The organism is Luteolibacter sp. Y139 (genome assembly GCF_038066715.1).
Taxonomy (GTDB): Bacteria; Verrucomicrobiota; Verrucomicrobiia; order Verrucomicrobiales; family Akkermansiaceae; genus Haloferula; species Haloferula soli.
Window position 1 is genome coordinate 1 of sequence record NZ_JBBUKT010000010.1, and the last position, 26,210, is coordinate 26,210.

Consider the following 26,210-nt stretch of genomic DNA (forward strand, 5'->3'; position numbering starts at 1 on the left):
TGCCCCGACAAGGACAAGGAGAAGAAGAAGGAAGAACTCGTGATGTCCGGCGGCAAGGACAAGGACAAGGATGACTGCCCCGACAAGGACAAGGACAAGGAGAAGAAGAAGGAAGAACTCGTGATGTCCGGCGGCAAGGACAAGGACAAGGACGACTGCCCTGACAAGGACAAGGAGAAGAAGGAAGAGAAGCTCGCGATTCTCTGATTTTCCGTTCCACGGATCGCCCCGCGGCCATTTCGGTGCCGCGGGGTTTTTCCGTCTTTAAGCAAAGAAGCCAGAGGCCCGGGTGGACGCTCTCCTTTACTCCGATCTGGTTTCTGGTCTATTGTATCTGGTTTCTCGATTCCTATGAGCGGCTCGCGATTCACGGCAGGCGTGGAACTGGCTACGGGCATCGGCCTGCGGGTGCCGCACTACAACCACATCCTGGCGGAGAAGCCGGCGGTCGGGTGGTTCGAGATCATTTCGGAGAACTACATGGTGGAAGGCGGGCGGGCGCTCGCGGTGCTCGATCAGATCCTAGATCAATACCGTGTGGTCCAGCATGGCGTGGGGATGTATCCGGGGGATGCAGGCGGCGTGAAATTCGACCATCTGCGCCGGCTCAAGCGGCTGGTGCGGCGGACGAAGACGCCGTGGCTTTCCGATCACCTGTGCTGGGGCAGCGTGGATGGCAGCATGAGCCATGACCTGCTGCCAATTCCCTTCACTTTCGAAGCGGCTCGGAAAACGGCGGAGAATCTGCGGATCATCCAGGACTTCCTGGAGGTGCCGCTGGCGATGGAGAACGTGAGCAGCTACGGCGAGTTCAACGGCAACGAGATGACCGAGTGGGAGTTCCTGGCTGAGGTCACGGAGCTGGCGGACGTGGGGATTCTGTTAGACGTGAACAACATCTACGTTTCCTCGGTGAACAACGGGTTCGATGCGATGGAGTATGTGAATTTCGTGCCGCCGGAGCGGGTGGCGCAGATCCACATCGCGGGGCATTCGCGCTATGAGCGGTTCATCGTGGACACGCATGACCATCCGGTGGTCGATCCGGTGTGGAAGCTCTATGAGCGGGCGATCGAGCGCTGCGGGCCGGTGGCGACTTTGTTAGAGTGGGACGGGCGCATTCCATCGTTCGATGAAGTGTGGACGGAGGCGAAGAAGTCGGAGGCGTGGCGCGAGTCGGCCTTGGCGAAGAAGGAAGAGCATGAAGCCGCTTGAAGAGATCCAGCGGGAGTTCTTCGCCGCGCTGCACATGCCGCTGCGGGGGACGAGCCGGCGGAGCACGGAGCTACCGCCATGCAGCGAGGGGCATTTGCCGGAGTTCCTGGCGAAGGCGGACGAGCTGATGAAGGCGGGCGAGAACCTGTCCTCGGCGGAGCGGCTGGAGCTTTATCACCGGCAGTACTGGTTCCGCGTGCTGGATTCGGTGGCGGATGATTTTCCGGTGCTGCGGAGAATGGCGGGGGAGGAGACTTTCTGGAGTTTGTTAGAGGGGTATTTGCAGGCGTTTCCTTCGGAGAGCTACACGCTGCGGCATTTGGGGCGGGCGGTGGCGCGGTTCGTTTCCGGATGGGAGGGGATCGATGCGATGCGTCGTCGCTGGTTCACCGCGGTGGCGGAGCTGGAGTATGCGGCGATGGAGACGTTCGAGGCGGCGGAGCGCGAGCCATTGCCGCCGGAGCGGATCGCGAGCGAGGTGCTGGAGCTGCAGCCGCATGTGCGATTGCTTGAGATGCCGGTGCCGGCGGATCTTTGTTATGCGTGGGAGAGCTTCGAGCCGTGTGAGGAGGAGGTGACGCGGGTGGCGGTGTGGCGGGGGCCGAAGGGCGCTCACATGCAACGGCTGGATGCGGTGGAGTTTGTTTTGTTAGGGCGGTTGAAAGAGGGGCGTTCGCTGGAAGAGCTGTTCGCGGATCCGGTGGAGCCGGAGCCGACGCCGGAGGAGGTGCAAGGGTGGTTTGCCGACTGGCAATCGCGCGGCTGGATCACGGCGCGGGGGAGCGAGGTGATCGAGCTTGTTCCGCAGGATGATGATTGGAGCGGTGTGGACAAGATGGGCTCGCAGGCGCGGGCGATGGAGGATTAGGCCTCGTAGAGTTCCAGCGGCAGGCCGTCGGGGTCGGCGAAGAAGGTGAAGCGCTTGCCGGTTAGCTCGTCGATTCTCACGGGCTCTACCTTCACGCCTTTCGATTCTAACAGAGTCACGGCTTCGGCGACGTCTGGCGCGGTGAAGGCGAGGTGGCGGAGGCCGCAGGCTTCCGGGTAGCTCGGTCGCTTCGGAGGATCGGGGAAGGAGAAGAGCTCGATTTGCGTGCCATCGGCGATTTCGAGGTCCAGCTTCCAGGAGTCGCGGGCTTCGCGATAGGTTTCGGCGATGATGCGGAGGCCCAGGATTTCGGTGTAGAAGGCCTTCGATCGCGGATAGTCCGAGGCGATGATGGCGGCGTGGTGGAGGCGGAGGAGGTTCATGGCTTCAGGTGTTCGCGGTCTCTCAGGGTTATGCATCCAGCAGTTCAAGCAGGTCCTTCCTCTCCTGCTGGTCCACCTCATACTCGTAGCGGTTTGCCGCTGGAATGCGGGGTTCGATCTTCGTGAGGACGTTCAACTTGGTCCAATGCTTCTCCCGGGCGTGATGGAAAGGGACAAGCAGGGCCATCAAGAGAAGCCCCGTGGCATACGCGGGAACGAGGCTGCGTCCCCAAGTGAGAAAGCGCACGGCATGATGGCGTGGGCAGGTGGGAACTCCCACCGCGAGATTGATGATGATCACGGCAAGCAGTGCGATGACAAGCGTTCCTCCAAGGATATGCGCTCCTTCGCTCTGGCTCCATCCGGTAGCGGTGGCGATCGTCATCATGGTGGCACTCGCGACAACCGACAGGACCCGTGGACGCGGCCAACCCAAACAACCGAGGCGGAGGCCAAGCCGTCGCGATGCGAATTGGGCGGGGAGAAGAAGGATCGCTCCGGCAAGGGCTCCGAATCTGAGAAAGGTGGCGAGGCCAGCCTCCTGCGTGGCCGATGCGGTGGTGAGGGGCAGCAGCCACTCCAGAAGCAGATGAATCACGATGGGGAGGATGATGCCGACTCCCACGATCCATCGGTGATCGGAGGGACGCAATACTTGGACCAGAGCCTCGGAAAGGGCCTGTGCTTGCTTGCCTCGGGTGAAGCGGCCTCCAGCAGCCAGCAGCAGTACCATGAGGACGACTACGCCGACCATGGCCGAGGCGATGCGCCGCCACATCTCGCGTGCGGCCATTTCGCCCGGGATGAGATCGGCCAAGCTGATCGGCGGCGGAGATTCCACAGCGGCTCCGGCAAGAAGGATGCCTCCACCTGCATCCTCCGCGAGCCCTCGCCATTGCTTCACCAGTTTGTCCGTGCGCTGACTTTGGGCTTCCTTGCGTTTCCCGATGGCTGCTTCAAGGCTCGAATATCGGGCCTCCTGCGAGGCAAGGCCGAGCATGCGGGCTGCCCGTGTGAAAGCGGGCAGGGAGCTGAATGGGAAAAGGATGGAACCGTCATTTCCGATCGAGCGTCGGGCGAAGATTTCCCATGCATCCGTGAGTGCCACAAAGCCCTCGCGATCACCGGCGATGGCAAGTTCCTCGGCGCGAGCGGCAATGGCTTGGGAAAGGTGCCCGAAGCTTGCTCCTGTTCTTGGCACCACCATGTGGAGGTAGGACGCGGTGAGCTTCCGTCCGAGCACATCGTCTCCGGGAGGAAGAATTTTCAGGCGCTGGAGCAGAAGCTCGTGTTCATACGACTTCATGCTTGGAAGGCGGGTGGCTTCCTGGAAAAGCCGGATGGCTTCCGCTTGGCCCGCGGTATCGAAGATATGATACCTCGGGGCTTTCGGATTCAGCTTGAGGACGTGGGAGGGGACAGGGAGTTCGTTGATATTTCCCCGCGCCTTTGCTCCTGCCGCGAGGTAGCGGAACCAGGCATTCTGCGGATCCAGGCGGTCTGCGGTTTTGAGAAGATCGGGCGGAATGTCTGGCCCGGAGGCGACTGTCCGGGCGTAGTCTGCAAAGAGCGCGGGGTTTCCGGGGTCGCTGTCCCACAGGCTTTTTATCACATCGGCTTTGCTGGGTTGCGAGGGATCGCCGAATAGCAGCAAGCGCTCAGGCGCCGTTAGAGGGCCAAAAAGTCCGGGAACCTTTTGATCGATATCGGGGCCGAAGGGCAGGCCCGGCAAACCGATTGCAGCCGGATCGGTCATCGCAAAAAGATCATAGGAGGCGAGCCGGAGTCGCACGTAGTCCCGTGCCAGCGGAATGGCGGCAAGAACCACGGCAAGTGCTGCGGCGACATACAAGATGACCTTGGCCCGCGATTTTGGCCGGGCCGTCTCCAGATTCGCGGCGGCTTGCTCAAGCGAATCTCCCCGGTGTTCTCCGGATTCCTGCGAGAGGACCGACCGCAGCTCCTGGGCCGCCATTAGCTGAAGCTCCGCATTGTCCGCCAGGGGGCGGACGGCAGCTTCGATAAAGCGCTCGGCGGGGTCGGGCATTGGCGATTCTCTAGCAGATTGGAGGTATGGGGAAAGGGGCCTCTCAGGGTTTTACGTCGAGGAGTTCGAGCAGGCCTTTCATTGTTTCAAGATTTCCAGCAGTTCGCGCCGCATTTGTTCGGCGGCCTGATACTCACGGAGAGAGGTCGCGGGGATGCCGGGTTCCCATCGGCTCACTGTATCCATTTTTACCCAATGGAGTTCCCGGGCTTGGAAGGTCCACGATGCCAATGCCGCCAGCAGGATCGCAACGAGCTGGGCAGGGAGTGCCGCCCGTCCGCAGACGAGCCAGAACAAGACCTTTCGCCTTGCCTCGACGGCGCAGGTCAGCAATGCCACGAGGAAGCCGAGTGCCATCGCTGCTGCGACCCAGAAGAAGATCTGGAACACGGTCGAGGATAGCGCCGATGCACGGAGGAATGCGGTCACAAGAATGGTGATCGCCGGGATAGCCGCGGCTCCCACCAGAATCCACCGCTCGCGAACGGTATTGTGATTCCAGCCGACGCAATGCAAACGCATGTCGAGCCTGCGTCCTGCCAGCAGCATCGGGAAGGTGAGCATCACAGCCGCCGTTATCAGGAATCGTAGAAGGGTGCCTTCGAGACATCCGCTTGCCCGAATGCCAAATTCTTGCAGCCCCAGCGGAGTCGCCTGGTCGAGCAACAGGAGCACGGCGAAGGGCAGAAGCACGCCGCCGCCGAGGATCCAAGCATAGTCGACCGGTTGTAGCACGTGGCTCAGCGAATGGGAGAGCCGCCGGGCCTGATTGCCGCGGAGAAAGCGCGTGACTGCCAGCAGGAACGCGGCCACGGCAAAGACCGCAATCATCCCTGCACAGGCGAAGCGCCGGATCAAGGAGTGGTCCGCCAGGCGACCGGGCTCGAGTTCGGAGTCGTTGAAGGAGGGGGCATTGGTCCAAGAGAGATCGGCAAATTGCAGCCCGCCGCGCTCGCGGATTCGGTCGAGGTTCTGCTCGTTGGGCTTCGTGTTCCGGGCCTTGATCGCCTCATGCCACGCTTCGTGGCGCGCTGCCAAAGCCGGAAGGTCCAAGTCCCGGGCTGCCTTGGAAATGGCGTGAGACGCGATGGTCACTCCATAGCTCGCGTTGGCGATCTGGCGAGGCGTGGATTCCGAGTGTTGGATTGCGCGAATGACGCAGGTCTCCCATGAGGAGGCCAACTGTTCCAAACCATGGCGATCCCCGGTGGAAGCAAGCTCCCACGAGCGCGCGGCGACGAGCTTGGCGAGTTCATTGGGCCGAGAGCTGATCCAGCTGCCGGGTCGATAGATGAGAAGATAGTCGTAGGCCAATTTCCGGTCCCACCAGTTGTCACCCGGTGGCAAGACTGCGAGGCGTTGCAGTAGCATCCGGTCTTCGTAGGTCTCGTAGCGTGGCATCGCCGCTGCCTGTTGCAGGAGATCGAGTGCTTCCGCGGCCTTCGGGGCGTCGATGATGAGATAGGGGGGAAACGAGCCGCCTTTTTTCCTGATATGGTAGGGAACCTCGTTGAGCTTGGTGACCTTGCGAGCCGCGACTCCTGCCGCCAAATGCTGGTACCAGCCATTGCCGGGATCGATCCGGTCTGCGCTTGTGAGGAAATTCGCGGGCAGAGCCTTGGAGTCCTCGTAGGAAGCGCGGGCATAGTCAGCGAACAAGGCCGGATCTGCCGGGGTGCTGTCTCGCAGGGCCTGAAAGCGATCGAGCCACGGTCTTTTCGAGAGGTCGCCGAACAACAAGAGACTCTGCTGGGGAGAGCGTTCTCCGAAGGTTGCCGGGAGTCGGGCCACAGGGTGCCACTCCAAGTTTAGTGCCGGCAAAAGGGGGACTGGGTCTTCACCGCGAAAAATCAGAGCGTGCAGCGCCAAGCGTATTTTCAGGCAGTCGCGCACGGTCGGAAGAAGCGCTGCAATGGCCAAGGCGACGATCAGGAAGAGGCATGACCTGAGTATCCAAGGCGGGATTCGCGGCTTGGTGAGATTGGCAGTCGCCTCCTCGAAGGAAATCGCCTCGGGGGCGGGGTCGGCAGGGAGACCGGCGCGAAGCTCCTGGGCCGCCATCATCTGAAGCTCCGCATTGTCCGCCAGGGGGCGGACGGCGGCTTCGATGAATCGCTCGGCGGGGTCGGTCACGGTGGGTCTGTTAGCAGTTTTTCCACGTAGCTATCAAGGATCGTGGCGCGCTGCCTTGCCACCCCGGGCCGGGGCGTCCAAATTCCTGCGCGCCCGATTCCGATGTCCGATTCCTTCGTCCACCTTCACCTGCACACTGAATATTCGCTGCTCGACGGGCTTGCCCGGACCAAGGAGGTGGCTGCGAAGGCGAAGGAGTATGGGATGCCGGCGGTGGCGATGACGGACCACGGGAACCTTTTCGGGGCGATCGAGTTTTTCCAGTCCTGCAAGAAGGCGGGGGTGAAGCCGATTTTCGGGTGTGAGATCTACCTGGCGCCGCAGAATCTGGAGGACAAGAAAGACATTCCGGGCCGCAAGCGGGCGTGCCACATGACGCTGCTGGCGGAGACGGATGAGGGGTGGACGAATTTGCAGAAGCTGGTTTCGCGGGGGCACCTGGAGGGGCTCTACCATGGGAAGCCGCGGGTGGACCGGAAGGCGCTGCGGGAGTTTGCGAAGGGCGTGATTTGCCTCACCGGCTGCATTTCGGGGCCGGTCAATGAGTGGCTGTTGCTCGGCGACGAAGTGAAGGCCCGCGAGACGATGGCGGAGCTGGTGGATATCTACGGCAAGGAGAACGTTTACGTGGAGATCCACGATCATGGTCTGGAGCCGCAGCGGAAGATCACGCCGGGGCTGCTGAAGCTGGCGGCGGAGTTCGGGCTGAAGCCGGTGGCGGCGAACGATGTCCACTTCGTGAATCGCAGCGACCATGAGGCGCACGATGTGATGATCTGCATCGGCACCGGCCGACTGATCATCGACGAGAACCGCATGCGCTACACGCCGGAGGTGTATTTCAAGTCGGCGGAGGAGATGCGGGCCTTGTTCGCGGAGATTCCAGGGGCTTGTGATGCGACGCTGGAGATCGCCGAGCGCTGCAATGTGGAGATCAAGCTGGATTCGACGAGTTCGGAGAAGTATCCGCAGTTCGATTCGCCGGATGGTTCGCCGCGTGAGGAGTATCTGATGCGCTGGTGTCAGGAAGGCCTGCTGAAGCGTTACACGGCGGAGCGGGCGGCGAGTCCGGAAGTGCAGGAGCGCCTCAAGTATGAGGTGAACATTATCAATCAGCTTGGGTTCGCGTCGTACTTCTTGATTACGGCGGACTTCATCCAGTGGGCGCGGGATCATGATATTCCGGTGGGGCCGGGTCGTGGTTCGGCGGCGGGGTCGCTGGTCGCTTATGCGATGGGGATCACGAATATCTGTCCGCTGGATTTCGGCCTGCTGTTCGAGCGCTTCCTGAATCCCGAGCGTGTCAGCCCGCCCGACGTCGATATCGACTTTTGCCAGAGCCGTCGGCCCGAGGTCATCGACTACGTGCGCCAGAAGTACGGTGAACGTAGTGTTTCCCACATCATCACCTACGGCACCCTCGGTGCGAAGAGCGTGTTGCGCGACGTGGCGCGGGTGATGGGCGTCTCCTATGGTGATGCGGACCGGCTGGCGAAGATGATCGAAGCCAAGCCGGGCGTGACGCTGAAGGGAGAGTATGAGGCGAAGCCGGAGCTGAAGGAGATGGTGGAGGCGTCCTCGACCTATCAAGAGCTGTGGCAGTATGCGCTGAAGCTGGAAGGTCTGACGCGAAACGTGGGCATTCACGCGGCAGGCGTCGTGATCGGGGACCGCTCGCTCGACGAGCACGTGCCGCTGACCCGCGGCAATGAGGGGGAAGTCGTGACCCAGTATGACATGGGCGCGATCACCGAGGTGGGCCTGCTGAAGATGGACTTCCTCGGCCTGAAGAACCTTACGGTGATCCAGGATGCAGTGGGGCACATCCGCGTTCACACGCCGGACTTCGAGATCGACAAGGTGCCGCTCGATAACCAGCCGACCTTCGACATCCTGAACCGCGGCGAGACGATGGGTGTGTTCCAGCTGGAATCCGGTGGCATGGTTGAGACCTGCCGGAAATACCAGATCGAGAAGATCGACGACATCATCGACCTTCTTGCGCTCTATCGACCGGGCGCTATGCAGTTCATCGACCAGATGATCGAGGTGAAGAAGGGGCGCAAGAAGCCCTTCTACGAGCACCCGCTGCTGGAGCAGGTCTGCGGCAACACCTACGGGGTGATGATTTACCAGGAGCAGGTGCAAAACGCGGCCAAGGTGCTCGCGGGCTACACGCTCGGCGGTGCGGACCTTCTCCGACGCGCGATGGGTAAGAAGGACCCGAAGAAGATGGCGGAGGAGCGCTCGAAATTCGTCGAGGGCGCGGGGCGGGTGAACAATATCAATGAGAAGCTGGCCAACGCGATCTTCGAGAAGATCGAGATGTTCGCGGGCTACGGCTTCAACAAGTCGCACTCCGCTTGCTACGGTCACATCTCGTATTGGACGGCTTACCTGAAGGCGAACTTCCCGGTGGAGTTCATGTCCGGCTTGCTCTCGAACGAAATCAACAACACCGACAAGATCGGCGTTTTCGTGGCGGAGTGTCACCGGATGGGGATCGAGATTTTGCCGCCGGATTTGAACAAGTCGAAGCTGCGGTTCGCGCCGGAGCAATTGGCCTCGGGTGCTTTCGCGATCCGCTATGGCCTCGCCGCGATCAAGAACGTGGGTGAAGGCGCGATGGCGACGGCCATTGCCGACCGCGAGAAGAATGGGGTGTTCACGACCATCGAGGACTTTGCAAACCGCCTCGACTCAAAGGCGGTGAACAAGCGCATCCTGGAAAACCTGATCAAGGCCGGTGCCTTCGACTGGACGAATGAGACGCGCGCGGGGATGACCTCGCGTCTGGAGCAGATCGTGGCCAGTGCGTCCTCGGCGCAGAAGGACCGGGCGCAAGGCCAGGTGTCGATGTTCGATGCGATGGATTTCGGGGCCGCTCCCAAGGCTACTACGATGACCGTCGTAGCGGTGGAGGAGTGGAGCAAGGACGACCGGCTCGCACACGAGAAGGAGCTGCTGGGCTTCTATGTCACGGGCCATCCGCTGGATAAATTCCGTGGGGTGCTGGACTCGGACAAATACATGAAGCTCGGCTTGCTGGATGAGATCGAGGTGAGCAATCCGCGTGACCGGTTTCCGTTTGCGGGGATGATCCGCACGCTGGAGAGCAAGGTGACCAAGAGCGGCAAGCCCTTTGGGGTGATGGTGGTGGAGGACTTTACCGGATCCGCCGAGGTGGTGATGTGGGGCGAATCGTTCGTTCCCGCGCGTGATGCCGGGGTGTTGGCTGCGGGGAAGGTGATTCGTTTCAAGGCGCAGATCCAAGTGGATGATCGAACCGATTCGCGACGCCTGACTGGCTCCGAGATCAACGAGCTCAAGCCGCGCGGTAGCACAGCAAGCAAAGGCGCGGTGGAACTCACGCTGTGGACCGCGCGTCACTCGGAGCGGGATTTGCAGGACATCCGCGAGGCGATTTCCTCGAGTCCTGGAAAGATTCCGGTGTTCCTGCACTTCCAGAATAGTGCGGGGCGCCGTGCGACGGTAGAGCTGGGAGAGGAGTTCCGGGTGAAGCGGACGGATGTGCTGGATCGGGCGCTCGGGAGGTGGATGGATGGGTAACCAATGAACTCCGCGATTCGCCATGATCACCTTTGACGTCAGCGATGTGGAGCCGGGCACGAAGCCTTTGCCTGCCAGCGCTCCGCGTGTGGCATTGCAGTCTCGCCTCAAGCATCCCGTGGAGGCGTATGCGAGCAATTTGCCGCTGCTCGTGGAAGACGCCGGGGTGAACGGATTCGTGGCGGCCGCCCACTACGCTTTCATGGATCACCATCCGTTGGTGCTTTCACCGGACGATGTGTGGCTGTGCATCGCCCAAGGCTTCGCCCTTCATGTTGATCAGCATGCGGAGGATCTCAGGAAGCGGCTCGTCGCCCATGAAGGCAAGGTGGAGATCGTCGTGCTCCGGGACGAGTTCATCAAGGGCTCTCCTGACAACGATTGGCAGGGCTGCTTCAGCGAGTTTTCGGACAGGATCGGAGAATATGTCGGCAGCACCCGCGATCTGCTGGTGTCGGGCTTCTCCACGACAGGGCCGATCGAGAAGGCGGCATCGGAGATCGTCCTGATGGCTGCCATGCGCCATTACTTTGATTACACCGTGGTCACCCGCTGCGGCATCCCGCGGATCACCCTGCTGGGAACAGTGGAGGATTGGAGGATGATCCGCCAGCGGATCGAGGCACTGGCCGAGTTCGATTTCGAATGGTGGGTGCGCGTGCTCCGTCCGGTGCTCGATGAGTTCGTCCGATCCGCCGAAGGGAACCAGGACCGGCAGTTCTGGAGGTCCTTCTACAAATTCAACGATAGCTCGGGCGGACCGTTCATCAGCGGCTGGATCAATGCGTTCTTTCCCTACCTGGAGGACCAGGGAAGACCGGCGGGTGAGCCATTTCTTTTCCGCAACGCGGGCGTCGGGGGACTCGTTCACGAAGGAATCTGCAGTGATAGGTTTCCGTCGGGCATGTCGCTTGCACCATTCGTGTGGGACTATCTCGACACTAAGATCCCGATGAAGCTGTTCGCGGGCTTTGCCGGAGTGTCGCAGGATCCGTGCACCTTGGAAGTGAGGTCGGCCATCGGTTGGGCCGTCGCTGAGGGGACATAGGCCGCAGGGGAAAGCCTTGCGGCAGCAATGGACAAAAAAACGTGGCCGGCGCTCCCCGCCGGCCACGCCCGATCGTGAAGCTCCTTACTTTCCGATCTGAATGCTGGTGTCGTCCGCGCTGAGCTGATTCTTCGTCGATTCGGCGACATAGCGGGCTGCTTCGACGAGTGGGACGTTTTTCAGCCGTAGCTCCTTGATCCTGGTATCGCCTTTGGTGCCGGGGCCGATATTGATGGCGGGGGCCTTCGTGCCAGCCAGTTCCTTCGATCGCTTGTTCAGGAAGTCCACCATTTCGGTGAGCGTGACGTCCTCGACATCGACCACCGGGATGATGATTTCCTGCGCGGCGTCCGCGGCCTTGCCTTTCAGGGGCTCGGGGCGGGGTGCCGGAGGATCGGCGGGGCGGTCTACTTCTCCTTTGGGAATGAGAGTGATCGCGAAGTCGTCGATCTTCATCTTCGTTCCCGATTGCTCGGCGACTTCCTCAAGAAGCCGGCGGAGCGAGACGTTCTTCAATTGAAGCGTCGAACGATTCGGCGTCCACGTTTCTTGACCATCTGCGCCGCGCGCCTTGCGGATGACGAAGTTGATGCCCTTCTTCGTGGGATCCTTCTCACCCTCGTCCAACTGCACGCTCCGGATGCGGATGAAGTCGATGGATTCCTCCAGTGAGGTGTCATCGAAGGACGCCAGCGGGATGATGATAGTATCCAGCTTCTTCGAAATGTAGGCTTGGCCCGGGGTCATTGGCGGGGCGTCCTCTTTCTTGGGCGTGGGTGTCGTCTTTTCCTCGTTGCCGGCAGTGGTCTTTTCCTGGGCTCGAGTGGAGCCGAAGAGCGCGATGGTGGCGACGAGCAGGCTGCCGGTGACTTGCCATGCGGGATGGCTGCGGCGGTAGCGGGCGACGTCCGAGATCCGCGAACGGAGGCCGGAGAGATTTTCAAAGAGTCCGACGAAGCCGAGGCGAAGGCCGGGGACCGCGGGGAGTTCCTGCATCTTCAAAAGGGCGTGGCCGTATTCCGAGCGGCGGTCCTGTGAATCGAGGGCGAGGACGCGGGCGTCGCAGGCGGTTTCGCGGTCCTGTCGCAGACGGGCGAAGGCGAACCAGATCACGGGGTTGAACCAGTGGAGGGATTGGAGGGCGAAGAGGAGCCAGTTTTGGGCGAGGTCGTGGCGTTTGATGTGGCTGAACTCGTGCAGGAGGATCAGGCGCGTTTCCGTGGCGGTGAAGGTCGCCGAGAATCCAGCGGGTAGCAGGAGCACGGGGCGGAGCAGACCGGAGACGGCGGGGCTTTCCACCTCGCGGGAGAGCCAGACGAGGGGGGCTTTCGAGAGGCCGGCGGCCTTGCTTGCGGCCTCGATTTCCTCCTGCAAGTCAGGATCAGGAGTGAGGGCGTGGGTGCGGATGGATGTGAGCTTCAAACGATAGCCGGTGATGCCGGCGGTCATGGTGATGAGGAGGCCGGCGAGCCAGAGGGTCGGGAGAAGCGCGACGTTGTTAGAGGCGATGGCGGTAGTCGTTGCCACAGGGGCTTGTTCAGCACCGGTGTTCGCAGGGGAGGCTTGCAATGTCACCGGAGCGGCTGCCGGAGGAGTCGCATGACGTGCGGGAATCAGATGCACCGGGAGCGCCGGCACGAAGGGGAGCACCATTACCAATAGCAAGGGCAGCCACAGCGGGTGCCGCCACTTGGCGGGCAGCCAGGGACGCAGCATCATCTGGATCGCGAGGATCGCGACGGCGACCAGCGAGGCGCGGATGGTGGTCGAGACCACCCATTCGAATACAGTCTCTAACAGGTTCATGGTTTTCGGGGATTCAGGATTTGTTCTGGGTCGATTGATCGAGGAGCTTCTTCAGCTCTTTGACCTCGTCCGGGGTGAGCCGGGCATTCTTGGCGAAGTGGACGAGCAGCGGTTTCGCGGCTCCTTGGAAGATGCGTTCGAGGAAGGACTCGCTCTCGGCCCGGACGCAGGCTTCGCGTTTGATGGCGGGGGAGTAGAGTTTCGGTGAGCCGGTTTGCTCTTCGATGGCGAGTGCGCCTTTTTCGACCAAGCGGGTGAGGAGGGTGCGAACGGTGTTTTCGGCCCAGGAGGTTTTCTCGCGGAGAGTCTTGGCGATCTCGGAAGCGGTGCGGGGAGAGTGGTCCCAGAGCACTTCCATGACGGCCCATTCGGATTCGGAAATGTTCGGTGCGTTCATGGCTTGAGTGCATTCACCACAATTGTAGTGGGGTTGTCCACTACAATTGTGGTGGGTGGTGAAAATGTGGCGCTCGCGGTGGTTTTGAGTTTTTCGACAAGGGCGCGCCGCGCACGTCTCGCCGCCCTTCAGGCCGCCTTGATTTGCGGGCTGGAGACCCAGCCCGATGGGCTGGGCTAAGGGATCTCGCCCCGTTGGGGCTGTAGAGTGCTTGGCTTTTGAAAAAAGAAGGCCGCCCGTTTCCGGGCGGCCTTCTGAGACTTGGCAGGTCGATGATCTTGTGGAGATCAGCCGCCCGTCGACTTCAGCGAGGAGAGATACTCGATGAGCGAGGTGAAGTCCTCGACCGAGAGGCCGGCGGCGAGGCCGGGGGGCATCATGGAGGAGGGCATGTGAGTCTCCTCGGTGATGTCCTCGCGCTTGATCTTGGCGACCTGGCCGGTGATGTCGCGGACTTCGACGACGCCGTCGACTTCAGCGGTGACGAAGCCCATCTTGGCGGTGCCATCCTTGAGCTTGAGCATCGAGGTCTGGAAGCCCTGGGCCACGACCTTGCTGGGCTCGAGGACGGAATCGATGAGGTAGTCGCGGGTGAACTTGGCACCGGCAGCACCGAGGTAAGGACCCTTTTGCTCGGCCTTCAGGTCGATGGCGTGGCAGGCGATGCAGCCCTGTGCGGTGAAGAGGCGTGCTCCGACAGCGGGATCACCCTTGCCGGTCATGGCGGCCTTGGCCACTTCGGCGACGGACAGCTCAGCCACCTTCTTGCCTCCGGGGCCGGCGGCGGCGACGGCTTCCTTGGCGGCCTTCGCGGCATTGATCAGCTCGGAGTTATCCCACTTCATGCCTTCCTCGATCTGCTTGTCGAAGCCGGACATCTTGAGATCGGCGATGGCTTGGAAGAAGCCGACTTCACGCGGGGTCTTCTCCAGCTCTTCCTTGATCTTCTTCTTCGCCTCGGGCTTGGCCAGCGGGCTATTCAGCACGGTGAGGATGGCCTTCCACGCGATGCAACTGACGGCATTGCCTTGCTTCGCGGCGATGTCGCGGAGGGCGCCGATCTGGTTGCCACGGTCGGGTGCATTGACGAAGTCGCTGATGTGCTGGGCTGCTTCGGCTGGTGCATTCTTTTCCTGACTCCAGGTGGCGAGCACGGCGAGACGGTGCGGCATGGACGAATCCTCGCCGCCTTTCGAGAGCGCCTTGTAGGCTTCCACACGCTGCGGGAAGGGGCGCTTCGGCTCCTTCGCCGCGGAGACGAGCAGCATGAGCTGGGTCGGATTAAGCTCCTTCGCGCTGAGGGCGGCGATCACCGGGTCGACGCCGGCGAGTTTCAGCTCGGCGACCGGCAGGCGGTTCTTGCCGAGGATGTCCAGCAGCGCGTTCTGGCGCTCCGGGGAAACCATGCCGAAGCCCTTTTCGATGGCCGGCTTGATCTTGGCGGTGCCTTCCCATTCCTCGGTCTCGTAATACGGGCCGCGGTCATCGGGGCGGGTGTTCCACCAGCTCTTCAGGTCCCATTCCTTCTCCTGGAAATAGAGGCGGGCGAGGGCGGAGAGGACATCGTAGCGCAGCTCGAGGTCGGCGGACTTGCCGAAGAGGCCGAGCAGGCCATTCACCACTTCCATGGTGTGAACCTTCTGGAGCGCCTGCAGCGCCAGCTTGCGGGTGGCGGTGTCTTCGACTGCCTTCAGGCAGGGCGGGATATTGCCGAGGGTGGCGAGCACTTGCACGGCGGTGAGCTTGAGGCGGGGCGAGACGCCTTCCTCACGCCAATCGCCCGACGCGGCGAGGATCGCCGGAGCGGCTTCCTTTGCCTTGAGGCGGTTGAGGCCGATCAGGGCCTGGAGCACCACGCGCGGGTTCTTGTCCTTCAGCGAATCCACATAGAGCTTCACCGGCACGCCGGCGAGTTCGCCGCTGCGGTCGGTCATGGCGCGCAGGGCTTGCTCGCGCATGGTCTCGTCGGCAGCGAGCTCGGTCAGATACTTGGTACTATCTTTCCCGTAGAGCTGCTTGAAGGTCCACACGGCAGCGGTGCGGGCACCCACGGAGAGCTTGGTATCCTTCGCGACGGCGAAGATGCCTTCCGCGAATTCCGGCTTTTTGCCGCGGCTGAGGATCTCACGCTGGGTTTCCAGACGCTGCACGGCGCTCGGCGAAGCGATGAGCTTCACGAGCTCGGCATCGCTGGCCTTGTTCACGTCCTGATACTTCGCGGCGGGCAGGCCGGGATAGGTGACCTGGAAGATCTTGCCGACCTTCTGGTCCGGCGTGTAGTCGAAGCCACCATTCCGCCAGTCGGCGAGGTAGAGGTGGGAATTGCCATCCACATCGACATCGGTTGCGTGGGGCAGCTTTTCGAAGTCCTTTTGCTCGATCGAGAAGCTCGCGCCTTCGCGCTTCCACGGATGGTAGTGGACGGTGCCGGTGGTCCAGTCGGTGGAGAACAGTGCATCCGTGAACTGCGGCGGGAAGCCCGGCTCGCTGAGCCAGAGCGCGCCGGTGCCGGAGCCACCGCCGTAGTCGGCGAGAGGCTTGATCGCGTCATCGGCGAAGTTCTGATAGAGGCGCGGGTAGCCGTGATCGCCGAACTGGGTGAAGTGGTGGAAGCGGGTGTTCCAGCCCTTGCCGTCGTTCGTATTGTCGCGGCTGAAGAGATCGAGCTCGGGGGAGATGGCGGTGTCGCAGATATTGCGGACCATCAGGTCGTAGGGCTCGATCTGCGAGCCATCCGGACGCACGCGGAGCACACCGCCGCCGTGGAGGATGTAGGTGGAGCCATCGGTGCCCTTGGCCGGGTGGGCTCCGAAATCGCCGACGGCGATGTAGAGCCAGCCATCGATGCCCATGCGCACGCCATTCGTGGTGTGGTCGGCACCGCGCGGGTGCTCGATGCCGCCGCCGAGACCGGTGACGAGGTCCTTTTTCTCGTCCGCCACGCCGTCGCCGTCCTTGTCGCGGAAGCTGCTCAGGAAGGGCGGGTGGATGAGGTAAAGCGTATCGCCGACCATGTGGCCGCCGCGCGGGCTATTCACGTCCGGGACGAACTTGACGAACTCGTCCGCCTTGCCGTCGCCGTCCTTGTCACGGCAGCGGATGATCCGCCCCATGTGTTCCTTGTGGCCCAGGGAGCCGTTTTGGTCGGACGAGACGTAGACGTCGCCATTGGCGGCAGCGGTGATGGCGGTCGGATAGTCGGCGTCCGGCGGACCGGCGAATTCCTTCATCACGAAGCCTTCCGGGACGGCGGAAACGCAACTTACTGTCACGATAAGTGCGATTAGAGGACTGGAATGGTGCATCGGCAGGGGCGAATACGGACTGAATCTGGAAATTTCTCAAGCTCCCAATGTGACCCTCCCCGTATGGGTGAGGGTTAGGACAAATTTCCGCCGGGCAGGGCAGGCCGGCGGCGAAGGGAGATTCTCACCCTCCAGAGGAGAACGGATCCGGCGAAAATGTGTTTTCACTGGTCACGAAATCCCTTGCCCGGCGGGGGCTGGCCGCGCAAATCCGCCGGGTGATTCGCAAGGCCTTCCTCCTGGGCGCCGGTCTCGGCACGCGGCTGCGTCCGCTGACCGACCTGCTGCCAAAGCCGCTGGTGCCGCTTTTCCACCGTCCGCTGATCGAGTGGGCGATGGACTCGTGCCGCGCGGCGGGGATCGAGGAGTTCGCGATCAATACGCACCACTTGGCGGAAGAATGGCTGCGGGTGGGTGGTGCATGGCAGACGGATGGCGAGGGGATCGCGGGTGGAAACGGTCTGCCTTCGAAGAAGGGAACCTGGCAGGGACTTCCGTTGCATCTCTTCCATGAGCCGGACGTTCTGGAAACAGGCGGCGGCGTGAAGAACATCGAGGCGTGGGCTGGAGGCGAAAGCGTGCTCATTCACAATGGCGACATTTTCTCCTCACTGCCACTCGACCGGCTGATCGCGGCGCACGAGGCCTCGGGGAATCCGGTGACGCTGGCGCTGCGGTCGCAGGGGGATGCGAAGCACATCGCGATCGATGGAGAGCAGGCGATCGACATTCGCGGGAAGCTGGGACGGGCCGAGGGAACGCACGTGTTCTCGGGGATCTATTGCTTCACGCCGGAGCTGCTTGGGCTGATTCCGGGCAGGGAGAAGATTTCGGTGATCCCGGCTTTTCTGGAGCTGGCCAAACAGGGCCGACTCGGTGGGGTCGTGCTGGATGACGGGCACTGGGCGGATCTGGGAGATCCGGCGGCTTATCTTGCGGCGCATCGGGAGCTGGCGCTGGCTCCGGCGATTCATGCGGAGGCTGTCGTGGCGCCGGATGCCGTGATTGAGCGGAGCGTGATCGGGCCCCGGGCGGAAATTGGTGCCGGGGCGGTGGTGCGGGACTCGGTCGTGTGGCCGGGGGCGAAGGTTGGGGCGGGGGAGGTTGTCGAGTCGCGGATCGTGACCTGGTAGTCCGCACGCCCAACGTGTGGTTCACAGGTCGGTGAAGCGATCGGTAAAGTCCGCTCCAATCTCACTTCGGCCGCACTCGGAGAGTGCGGACCACGATGGATCTGATAGATCCCGCGGAGTCGCTTCACTCGATCCTATGACGCCACCTGCTTCCGAAGATGCAGCGCCTGCGGCGATCCTTCGTCCTGCCGGACCAAGAGATGCGGAGGAGCTGTCAGTGCTGCTTTCAGAACTCGGTTATCCTTCGGCACCGGAAGCCGTTGTCCGCCGCATTTCAGCCTGCGCGGATGTGCCGGGGCTATCGATTGTGGTGGCGACGATGGATGAACGCATCGTTGGCGTGGTGGCGGTGCATTGCGTGCCCACGCTGATTTCCGATGCGGCGTTGGGGAGAATCACGGCGCTGGTGGTGGCCGACGAAATGCGCGGGCGGGGAATCGGCCGGCAACTGGTGGAAGAGGCTGAAGCCTTCGCGCGCAAGCAGGGGTGCGAGCGGATGGAACTCACGAGTGGCGATCATCGGCCGGGGGCGCATGCGTTTTACGTGCGGCTGGGCTATGCGGTGGAGGCGCGGCGGTTCATCAAGCATGGGCTGGGGGAGCGGTGATTGATTCTCGCTGATCCGGGGTTGGGTTGTTAGGAGGGAAGTGTGTTTTCCACCGCAGACCGTTACTGGGCAGGTCACCTGAATTGCTTGCCGGATCAGCTTCTAACAAAGCCGTTCGATGTCGTCACCCATGGCGAGGAACTGCGCGGCTATAGCGGAGCGCTGGGATTGTTTCGCGATGGAACGGCGACCGTGTCGGTGCCGCCGGATCGCGAGGAAGAGCTTCGTGGGTTGCTCGCAGGTCTGGAGAACGGCTGCACGCCGGAGCAATTCGCTGCGGCGCTCGCACCGGTTGCAGCCTTGGTGCTTGGTCCTGCGTATCTCGGCTACACGACGGAGATTTGCGGCGATGATTCGCAAGCCCGCGCCTTGAATGAAGCTGACGCCGCTGCCGTGAAGGATCTTCGTGAAGCCTGCGGCGAAGAGGAATGGGATCATGGAGGATCATCCCTTGAAGTTCCTTGCTCGGGGGTCTTCCACGATGGCCAACTGGTCGCACTCGCAGGATATGAAACATGGGGCGAGACCATTGCTCACCTCTACATCGTCACGCATCCCGGTTATCGGGGGCGGGGCTTTGGCCGCAGTGCCGTTGCCCATCTTGCGCGTCGAGCCCTCACGAATGGCCTGCTCGCGCAGTATCGGACGCTGGATGCGAACACGCCATCGATCCGCATCGCTGAAGCGCTCGGGTTTCAACGCTATGCGACGTCGATGGCGGTGAGGCTGGCACCGGTGCCGTGAGTTCACTTCACCAGCTCTTCGAAAACGATACCCTCCGGCACGTTTTCGTTGCGCTCCTTGAGAAGCTTGGCTGCCGTGGACCTCAAGGTGTAATCGCGGGTGAGCGGGGCTTCCCAGTAGCTTGCTGCGGGATGCGCGAGGTAGCTTCTGATCAAAGGGGTGTCGGCGGGATCTTCCCAAGCCGCAAGCAAGCGGAGCAGGCTATCGAGATCGCAGACCTGAGAATCAGCATATCCCATTACTCCTGGCTCTGGTGGAGGTGATCCTGCGAGTCGCTTTTCTTCCGCCTCTTTCGCCAGGAACCGGCGCAAGGGTTGGCAGAGTTCCGCCGGCAACTTTCCTCCGGCCTCCTCGATCTTATTTCGCCTCTGCCACAGGGGGCTGGCGGCATCGAGAGGTGAAGTCTCCAAGAGATGCAAGGCGATCGCCAGTTCCCATCCGGCAAGTTTTCCCTCCTCCTCGACGGAGGCTGGCCATAGCCACGCGAGCTCCTTGGGAGGCAGATCCAAATGATACCCCAGCCACTTGTTAGCTTGCTGGATTTTTCCCCGCCGCTTCAGGGCGCGGAACGCCGAAATCCGGGCGCTGGCGGCATCTTGTTCCATGATGAACGACCAACGCTCGTCAGGCAGATAGTCCGGTGTGATCCATTCACCTTCCAGGAAGGAACCTGCGGCTTCCCGCTCGGCGGCATCCGGTGACCGCAGGCTTGCGATGGCTTCCTCCAGCAGGGCGGCCGCGAGCTTGTGATCGACGCCCCATGGATTTCCGGAAAGCCGGATCGCTTCGAGTTGCTCCCAGCGGGCCGGATTCACGTTGATCGGGACGCCGTAGACCGGAACGCTTCGCAGATAACGCCATACGAGGGCGCGGCAGTTCTCCGGCGAACCGAACTCCGCCTGCCCACGAGGACGGATAAGCGCTGCGTGGCCGCGCCGAAACAGGGCGGGTGCATCCAGCCAGTTTTTTTTCCATGGCTGTCGCAGGAGCTTTTCCACCACTGCGTGGCATCGGGCCATCTCTTCTCCGGTCACGGGAGTTGTTTTCCAGCGGACCAAGGCTGCCTTGGTCAGGGGTGACTCGTCGTAGACCCGGTCGAGCTCGGCCGCGGCGAGGCATTCTTCGGGAGAGTGGGTCAGGTCGCTTGAGATGTATTCCGGCGAATTCCAGTCCTTGCCATCGAGCCCGTTGGCGATGGCTTTCCCGGCGAAGCCCCGGGGTGGGCTCGCGCGATTCAATTGCTCCGAACTGTAGTGTCCCTTGAAGGATGCCGAGACGACGGGCCGGTGATCACGGAGTTGGACACAATATCGCAACTCGCCGGTCATGTCTCCGACGGCCGGGTCCCATCCAAGGAGCAGCTTCCCGTGGCCGGGTGCCAGATCCTGTGGTGGCATCATCCCCACTCCGCAGTCGATGGAGTTGTCGTGGCAACTCCGCCAGTGGTCGCCGTCCTTCACCTCCGCGAAGCAGCGGAGGAAATTGGAATCGGCGTTTTTCAGGGGCTTGTCGGTCGCGTTCAGGAGGTAGACCGCAGTCCTTTCACCGCCGTGGTCCTTCAGGTCGGGAAAGAGTGAAACCGCTCCGGCTTTCACTTTCAGCTCCCTTGAGAGTTCCGTGATCGGAAAGGTCGATATACTTCTGGCCACGCCAAAATCACCATATTCATCGACGGTGTGGCGGTTCTTGAGGGCCTCCCGCCCTTGGGTTTCGCGCGCCTTGATCTGATCTGGCGTGAGCTGGGATGATGCGGTGGCCGCCAATGCCAGCGTCGCTACCGTGATCCGCAGCGAAGGGATGCGATGGCGCGAGGAGGGGAAACGCATGGCTCCAAGTTATGCATGGCCATGGAAAAGGTCATCGCCAAACTTCGTGGGGATCTTTGACACCCGGCAGCGGATTCGTCACACAGGTAGGCGTGATTCTGTTTCGCTCCCGCCGTTCGCGTTGGCTGGCCGCCGTGGCGGTGGTGGCGGGCGTGGCTTTGGTGATGGGGACCTGCCGGCATGAGGATGGCGGAGTGGAGGCGGCTCCTGCCCAGGCTTCCCGGTTGACGAAGGTGAGGAAGGCAGGGACGGAGGACATCGCGGGGTGGTCGAAGCGCTTCGCGATCCAACGGCCGCCGCCGGATGAACTGCGGGCGGATCCGGCGCAGCAGTCGGGGGCATTCGAGAATGGGATCCGCTACCTGGTGATGGAGCATCCGGCGGGGCCGGGTGAGGTGAGCTTGCGCTTGCTGGTGCTGGCGGGATCGATGCATGAGGGACCGGGAGAGGACGGTTATGCCCACTTCATCGAGCACCTCGCGTTTCAAGAGACGGGACAGGGGAAGGCGATGGAGGTCTTCGAGCGGCTCGGCCTGGCGACCGGGGCGGACACGAATGCCCACACCGGGCTCGATCACACGCTGTATCAGCTCGATCTGCCGGCGGCCGATGATGCGGCGCTGGATATTGCCTGCAGCTTTCTGAGCCGCACTGCGGGCGGCATCACTTTTTCAGACGCGACGGTGGATGATGAACGACGGGTGGTGTTGCGGGAGCTGGAAGAGAAGCCGGGGAGCACGAAGTTTTTCCGGAAAGCCGCTGCGCTGTTGCCGGGCGTGCCGGCATTGAAACGTTCACCGGGCGGCACGAAGGAGTCGATCGAGAGTGCGAGTCGTGCGGCGCTGTGGAACTTCTGGAATCGCAACTACGTGCCCTCGCGGATGGTGGTGGTGGCGGTGGGCGACTTGAAAGCAGGGCCGATGATCGAGCGGCTGCGGCGGCACTTTGCGGAGATCCCGGCGAGACCGGCGCCTGCCGAGCCTGCACTCGGTGACCCGATGGCCGCCAGCTCCGCGCCGGTCGCGTTCGTGGACGATGAAACGACGAAGCAGGTCACGCTGACGCTTGCTTCGCCGCGTCCGATCGACCGCGAGCCGGACAGCCTCGGCAAGCGGCGCGACGAGTTGGTGCGATGGGTGGCGCTTGAGATGTTAGAGCACCGCCTCAAGCGGGAGTTCCAAGGCAGGGATATCGCCGGATCACCGCCTGAGGGGGCAGGGGTGGAAGTGATGCCGGGAATGCGGTGGTTTCAAGTATCCGCCACCGCGAGCCGGCAGGATACGCGGCGGATCCTGAGGCCGCTGATCCTTGGCTTGAGGGGAGCGGTGGCGAGTGGATTTCATCCGACGGAATTCGCAGAGGCACGCGGAGAGATCCGGCATGAACTGCGGCAGGCATTGCTATCGCGCCTGATCGATAGCACGGCAGATCTTGCGACGCGCTTGGCCGATGGCGCGCGGACCGGCCGGCTGGTGGAGTTGCCGGAGGATGAGCTGAATCGCTCGCAAGCGGATCTAGCGACGATCACGAGGGAAGAGTGCGAGGCTGTTTTGAAGGCAGAGTGGCCGATGCCGTTGCGCATCCTATTCAGTGGCCCAGCCGATCTTTCCAAAGACGAGTGGCTGTCCAGCACGGCGACTCGTGCCATGAGCGACCCGGCGTCGGGGATGATTCAGGGAACGGAAGCCACGAGGTGGGCTCCGGAGCCCATCGGCCCGCCGGGCAAGATCATCCGTCGCCAATTGGAGGAGAGCCGCGGCTATCTGGAAGCGGAGCTATCGAATCACGTCTTGGTGCGGCTGGCGCCCATTCCTTCGCTCGGAGGCTTTGTCCAAGTGCAGGTGGATGTGGGCTATGGCCGGCAGTCCTTGCCGCCGGGAAAGGCCGCACTGGCGACGGCGGCCCGGTCGCTCTGCCGCTGGTATCCACTGGAGGGCTGGGATGATCTGAAGCTCACTGCGGCGCTTGCCGACGAGGACGTCAGCCGTTTCTTCGGCGCGCAGTCGGATTCGTTGCAATGGGAAGGGGAAACCGATCGCAGCCAGCTCCGCCGCCAATTGGATCTGCTGGCCGCGCTGGTGCAGCGACCCGGTCTCGCCACCCATTCGCCGGTCTGGAAGCCGAGCGCTCACACCAAGGCGTGGGAGGAAAACGTGCGCAGTTTTTTCAGCGCCTCGACGAGGGAGCGCTGGCGGCAACACACCGGCAGAGATCCGCGCTTCGAGCTCTATCCGGATGGGCTGATGGAGTCGGACAGCAGCCAGGTCGCGGATTGGCTGCTTCCGCAGCTGGCGGGCGAGCGTGTGTGCGTGAGTCTCGCCGGTGACTTCGAGCCGGAGGCCGCGTTGACGGCGGTGGCCGCGAGTTTCGGGGCCTTGCCGGAGCGGCCGCCGTGGGACGCGCCGAGTCCGTTTCCGCCGCCGCCGGTGACCGGGCCGGGCGTCACCCGCCTGCCGCTGGATGCGCCGGAGGCGGCGGCTTTGGTCACGCTTTCGTTTCCGCTGGGGCCGGCTGGCGATGCGGAAGAGATGCTGCGGCGACGTTTGCTAGAGGAGCTTCTGCAGCTCCGGGTTCGCCAGGTGATGCGGGAAGAGCGAGGGGAGAGCTATGCGCCGATGGTGATGCGGAGCTGGCCGGTGAAGGATGGCATCGAGTGGCTGGAGGTGCGCGTCGCTTGTCAGGAAGGCCACGCGGAGGAAACGTCGGCCACCCTGCGGGAGATGATAGCGAATTTCCGCATGAAGGGGTGGACCTGGGATGAATTCCAGCGCGCGCTGCGTCCTCTGCCGCGCACCATCGCCCGCCGGAATCGCAGCCCGTCGGCGGTCTTGGCGAATCTTCAGGCACCGGTCCGGATGCCTGTTCCCGAGCAGCTCGATCCGGCGGCCTTGGCAGGGATGGAGAGCTCGGTGCGGGAACTGGCGCAGCGGGTGTTGGATGTGGAGGCGGTGGTGGAGTTGCGGGTGGATGAGTGAGGGGCGGCTGGGTGAACAGACTTGAAATGGGGAAATATCTGTAATACGGTAATACCGATGACCACCTTGAGCTTCAAAGTGAGCGAGGACGAGGCGAGGGAGATTCGCCGACAAGCGAAGCTCGCCGGCGTCACGGTCTCCGAATTCCTTCGTCGTCGTGCGATGGGAAATGAGCCAGGTGAAGTGGTGGAGAAAATCCGCTGCGAATTCACCGGTGCGGAGATCTTTGCTCCATTGGCTGGAGCCGAGCCACTGACCACGGAAGCCGTGCGCGAGATGCTCGCTGATTTCCCGTGAACTACCTGCTCGATGTCAATGTGCTGGTCGCGTGGGGCTGGGCGGATCACGCCGACCACAAGCGGGTTGTCAGATGGATCGCGTCGACGAAGTCGTCGACCAGTGATTCCCTGGTGACATCATCCATCCCGGAACTTGGTTTTGTCCGTGTCTCTCTCCAGCGTGCTGCCGGACGTCTGACCGTGGAAGACGCCGTGAAGACGCTGCAATCCATGATCGGCTCATTGGGCGGGTCTCATGCGTTCCTGCCAGATGATCAGTCGTCGACCATGGGATTTGCGAATTGGTGCGCGGGAGCCTCGCGAACAACCGATGCGCACTTGCTGGCGTTGGCGGCGCGTCACGGTGCCGAACTGGCGACTCTAGATCTCGGAATACCCGGCGCCTTCGTGATTCCGTCCGTGTAGCTGGGTGCACATGCTTGTCGTGCCCCCTACGAGGCGGTTAAGCTCTGGTATCAGATTGCGCCACCGAATTGTCCGATGAACCCTGAAACACCCATTGTCCTGTTAGGACCGCGGATGACCGATGATTCGGTCACCGTGTGGCGGACGTGCCTGGAGCTCGGCTGGACGCCTGAGCGAATCCAAGGCTGGCGGGTTGCAGAGCATCTCGCGATCTCAGGGCGACCGGTGATGATTTACGGAGAGCCGCTCTTTGCTGAAGCGGTGGCTGACCAGACCGGGTTAGTGCTGTTAGAGCCATCGATCGATTGGCTGACGACGTTGCCCCGGGAGCATCTGCTGCGGGACATCGAGCTGATGACGCTGGGCGAAGCACGCGCGCGGACGTCGCCCGCCTTCGTCAAACCTGCCGATGGCAAGATCTTCGAGCCGAAGGTTTATCCTTCCGGAAACGAGCTTCCCACCGACGAGCACGTGGACATGGACATCCCCGTGTTGCGCTCGGGCATCGTGGATTTCCGGCTCGAGGTGAGATGCTTCGTCCGGCAGCGGAACATCGTTACTCTCAGCCCCTATTGGCGGGATGGTGAACTCGCCCAGGATGAAGGCGGGCAGTGGAGCTTTCTAGAGGACGAAGAAAGCGGAGCCCGGGATTTCGCCGGAATGGTGCTGGCGGATGCTCGTGTGGCGCTGCCGTCGGCATGCACGCTCGACGTCGGTCGCCTGAGCGGCGGCGAATGGGCGGTGATCGAGGCAAATCCCTGCTGGGGTGCAGGGCTGTATGGATGCGACGCGAAGGAAGTGTTGCTCTCCATCCGGGATGCGATTGTGCCGAGAGGCTCGTTGTCTGATGACGACAAGCGCTGGGTTTCCAAGCGACGGGCCACCCTTCTCCCATGAGAGGAAGTCTTTGGTTTGCGCCGAGGGCATTCCAATGGATCGGGGCAATTCCCATCGCAGGAGAACGGTGACCTGATAGCCTGACGGCGATGACTCTGGAGGAAATCGAGAGGGAATCGGCGAAACTCACGGCGGAGGAACGGGCTACTTTGGCGGCTCGTTTGCTGATGGACTCCGAATCGCGGCCCAGCGCTGAAATCCGGGACGAGCCGGAGCTGTGTGTCTGCCCGTCCTGTCAGAAATCGACCAAGCGCATCGAGATCGAAACGGAGGCTGCCGATTGGGGGCGGATTCAGTTTCTCGGGAGATTGGCCGCGTGGAATCCCGACACGCAGCGGGCCAAGGTTTGCGAACATTGTGGCCACGTTTTTGACCGGACACTGGTCACCAATCCGGTGACGGACCGGATCGTCCAGTTCTTGTTCTTTGGCATTTCGGGGATCGGGTTGGTTTGGTTGATAGTGATGATTGCGAAAGAGGTTTTGAGGTGAGGGGCCCGGGAAGGGGAGGCCCCGGCCGGGTCGACGGAACGTCGGCACCCCTTGACGGCTG

The 26,210-nt window shown here is 62.3% G+C and carries 19 protein-coding genes and 1 pseudogene; 13 read left to right on the forward strand and 7 right to left on the reverse strand.

Annotated features, from left to right (window positions below):
• From WKV53_RS21300 to WKV53_RS21310, 3 genes and pseudogenes are all read left to right on the forward strand, one after another.
• Window positions 1-207 (forward strand): annotated as a pseudogene (locus WKV53_RS21300) (hypothetical protein); the annotation flags it as partial.
• A gap of 144 nt (window positions 208-351) precedes the next feature.
• Complete coding sequence (gene bufB / locus WKV53_RS21305) at window positions 352-1,215, forward strand: MNIO family bufferin maturase (RefSeq protein ID WP_341406829.1); 864 nt, start codon at window positions 352-354, stop codon at window positions 1,213-1,215.
• Window positions 1,202-2,083, forward strand: a complete 882-nt coding sequence (locus WKV53_RS21310) for an HvfC/BufC family peptide modification chaperone (protein ID WP_341406830.1) — start codon at window positions 1,202-1,204, stop codon at window positions 2,081-2,083. The genes bufB and WKV53_RS21310 overlap by 14 nt, the downstream gene beginning before the upstream one ends.
• On the opposite strand, the gene gloA2 is transcribed toward WKV53_RS21310, so the two are convergent.
• The 3 genes from gloA2 to WKV53_RS21325 form a co-directional block, all read right to left on the reverse strand.
• Window positions 2,080-2,466: an SMU1112c/YaeR family gloxylase I-like metalloprotein gene (gene gloA2 / locus WKV53_RS21315; protein ID WP_341406831.1), complete on the reverse strand. Its 387-nt coding sequence runs from the start codon at window positions 2,464-2,466 to the stop codon at window positions 2,080-2,082. The genes WKV53_RS21310 and gloA2 overlap by 4 nt on opposite strands.
• 28 nt (window positions 2,467-2,494) lie before the next feature.
• On the reverse strand, window positions 2,495-4,513 hold the full coding sequence (locus WKV53_RS21320; RefSeq protein ID WP_341406832.1) for a hypothetical protein: 2,019 nt from the start codon (window positions 4,511-4,513) through the stop codon (window positions 2,495-2,497).
• A gap of 78 nt (window positions 4,514-4,591) precedes the next feature.
• Complete coding sequence (locus WKV53_RS21325) at window positions 4,592-6,646, reverse strand: hypothetical protein (RefSeq protein ID WP_341406833.1); 2,055 nt, start codon at window positions 6,644-6,646, stop codon at window positions 4,592-4,594.
• Window positions 6,647-6,748: 102 nt separating this feature from the next.
• On the opposite strand from WKV53_RS21325, the gene dnaE reads away from it, so the two are divergent.
• Window positions 6,749-10,216 (forward strand): DNA polymerase III subunit alpha, encoded by a 3,468-nt coding sequence (dnaE, locus tag WKV53_RS21330; RefSeq protein WP_341406834.1) that lies wholly within the window; start codon window positions 6,749-6,751, stop codon window positions 10,214-10,216.
• A gap of 22 nt (window positions 10,217-10,238) precedes the next feature.
• Window positions 10,239-11,264: a DUF4419 domain-containing protein gene (locus tag WKV53_RS21335; RefSeq protein ID WP_341406835.1), complete on the forward strand. Its 1,026-nt coding sequence runs from the start codon at window positions 10,239-10,241 to the stop codon at window positions 11,262-11,264.
• An 84-nt stretch (window positions 11,265-11,348) separates the two neighbouring features.
• Here WKV53_RS21335 and WKV53_RS21340 read toward each other — a convergent pair whose 3' ends face one another.
• The 3 genes from WKV53_RS21340 to WKV53_RS21350 all read right to left on the reverse strand — a co-directional run bounded on the left by WKV53_RS21340 (window position 11,349) and on the right by WKV53_RS21350 (window position 16,739).
• Window positions 11,349-13,070, reverse strand: a complete 1,722-nt coding sequence (locus WKV53_RS21340; protein WP_341406836.1) for a M56 family metallopeptidase — start codon at window positions 13,068-13,070, stop codon at window positions 11,349-11,351.
• A 13-nt stretch (window positions 13,071-13,083) separates the two neighbouring features.
• On the reverse strand, window positions 13,084-13,467 hold the full coding sequence (locus WKV53_RS21345) for a BlaI/MecI/CopY family transcriptional regulator (RefSeq protein WP_341406837.1): 384 nt from the start codon (window positions 13,465-13,467) through the stop codon (window positions 13,084-13,086).
• Between the two features lie 287 nt (window positions 13,468-13,754).
• Window positions 13,755-16,739, reverse strand: coding sequence for a DUF7133 domain-containing protein (locus WKV53_RS21350; RefSeq protein ID WP_341406839.1), 2,985 nt, complete (start codon window positions 16,737-16,739; stop codon window positions 13,755-13,757).
• 191 nt (window positions 16,740-16,930) lie between these two features.
• On the opposite strand from WKV53_RS21350, the gene WKV53_RS21355 reads away from it, so the two are divergent.
• The 3 genes from WKV53_RS21355 (at window position 16,931) to WKV53_RS21365 (ending at window position 19,256) form a co-directional block, all read left to right on the forward strand.
• Complete coding sequence (locus WKV53_RS21355; RefSeq protein ID WP_341406840.1) at window positions 16,931-17,905, forward strand: nucleotidyltransferase family protein; 975 nt, start codon at window positions 16,931-16,933, stop codon at window positions 17,903-17,905.
• 136 nt (window positions 17,906-18,041) lie between these two features.
• Window positions 18,042-18,512, forward strand: coding sequence for a GNAT family N-acetyltransferase (locus WKV53_RS21360; protein ID WP_341406841.1), 471 nt, complete (start codon window positions 18,042-18,044; stop codon window positions 18,510-18,512).
• Window positions 18,513-18,554: 42 nt separating this feature from the next.
• Window positions 18,555-19,256, forward strand: coding sequence for a GNAT family N-acetyltransferase (locus WKV53_RS21365; protein ID WP_341406842.1), 702 nt, complete (start codon window positions 18,555-18,557; stop codon window positions 19,254-19,256).
• 2 nt (window positions 19,257-19,258) lie between these two features.
• Here the strand turns inward: WKV53_RS21365 and WKV53_RS21370 are convergent, their stop codons facing one another.
• A complete protein-coding gene (locus WKV53_RS21370; protein ID WP_341406843.1) occupies window positions 19,259-21,082 on the reverse strand; it encodes a hypothetical protein in 1,824 nt (607 codons plus the stop codon).
• Between the two features lie 92 nt (window positions 21,083-21,174).
• Here WKV53_RS21370 and WKV53_RS21375 point away from each other — a divergent pair, with 92 nt between their 5' ends.
• The 5 genes from WKV53_RS21375 (at window position 21,175) to WKV53_RS21395 (ending at window position 26,149) form a co-directional block, all read left to right on the forward strand.
• Window positions 21,175-24,057, forward strand: coding sequence for a M16 family metallopeptidase (locus WKV53_RS21375; RefSeq protein WP_341406844.1), 2,883 nt, complete (start codon window positions 21,175-21,177; stop codon window positions 24,055-24,057).
• 57 nt (window positions 24,058-24,114) lie between these two features.
• The gene (locus tag WKV53_RS21380) at window positions 24,115-24,354 is read left to right on the forward strand and encodes a plasmid mobilization protein (protein ID WP_341406845.1); all 240 of its coding nucleotides are present in this window, start codon (window positions 24,115-24,117) and stop codon (window positions 24,352-24,354) included.
• Window positions 24,351-24,761 carry a PIN domain-containing protein gene (locus WKV53_RS21385; protein ID WP_341406846.1) on the forward strand — a complete coding sequence of 137 codons (411 nt, stop codon included), beginning with the start codon at window positions 24,351-24,353 and terminating at the stop codon, window positions 24,759-24,761. Before WKV53_RS21380 ends, WKV53_RS21385 begins: the two co-directional genes overlap by 4 nt.
• Window positions 24,762-24,836: 75 nt before the next feature.
• Window positions 24,837-25,658, forward strand: coding sequence for an ATP-grasp domain-containing protein (locus WKV53_RS21390; RefSeq protein ID WP_341406847.1), 822 nt, complete (start codon window positions 24,837-24,839; stop codon window positions 25,656-25,658).
• Window positions 25,659-25,747: 89 nt separating this feature from the next.
• Entirely contained in the window at window positions 25,748-26,149 is a 402-nt protein-coding gene (locus WKV53_RS21395; RefSeq protein ID WP_341406848.1) for a hypothetical protein, read from the forward strand.
• Window positions 26,150-26,210: the final 61 nt, after the last annotated feature.

Coding starts and splice junctions, on each gene's coding strand:
- bufB (WP_341406829.1), top strand. CDS start 352: ATGAGCGGCTCGCGATTCACGGCAGGCGTGGAACTGGCTACGGGCATC.
- WKV53_RS21310 (WP_341406830.1), top strand. CDS start 1,202: ATGAAGCCGCTTGAAGAGATCCAGCGGGAGTTCTTCGCCGCGCTGCAC.
- gloA2 (WP_341406831.1), bottom strand. CDS start 2,466: ATGAACCTCCTCCGCCTCCACCACGCCGCCATCATCGCCTCGGACTAT.
- WKV53_RS21320 (WP_341406832.1), bottom strand. CDS start 4,513: ATGCCCGACCCCGCCGAGCGCTTTATCGAAGCTGCCGTCCGCCCCCTG.
- dnaE (WP_341406834.1), top strand. CDS start 6,749: ATGTCCGATTCCTTCGTCCACCTTCACCTGCACACTGAATATTCGCTG.
- WKV53_RS21335 (WP_341406835.1), top strand. CDS start 10,239: ATGATCACCTTTGACGTCAGCGATGTGGAGCCGGGCACGAAGCCTTTG.
- WKV53_RS21340 (WP_341406836.1), bottom strand. CDS start 13,070: ATGAACCTGTTAGAGACTGTATTCGAATGGGTGGTCTCGACCACCATC.
- WKV53_RS21345 (WP_341406837.1), bottom strand. CDS start 13,467: ATGAACGCACCGAACATTTCCGAATCCGAATGGGCCGTCATGGAAGTG.
- WKV53_RS21360 (WP_341406841.1), top strand. CDS start 18,042: ATGACGCCACCTGCTTCCGAAGATGCAGCGCCTGCGGCGATCCTTCGT.
- WKV53_RS21370 (WP_341406843.1), bottom strand. CDS start 21,082: ATGCGTTTCCCCTCCTCGCGCCATCGCATCCCTTCGCTGCGGATCACG.
- WKV53_RS21380 (WP_341406845.1), top strand. CDS start 24,115: ATGACCACCTTGAGCTTCAAAGTGAGCGAGGACGAGGCGAGGGAGATT.
- WKV53_RS21390 (WP_341406847.1), top strand. CDS start 24,837: ATGAACCCTGAAACACCCATTGTCCTGTTAGGACCGCGGATGACCGAT.
- WKV53_RS21395 (WP_341406848.1), top strand. CDS start 25,748: ATGACTCTGGAGGAAATCGAGAGGGAATCGGCGAAACTCACGGCGGAG.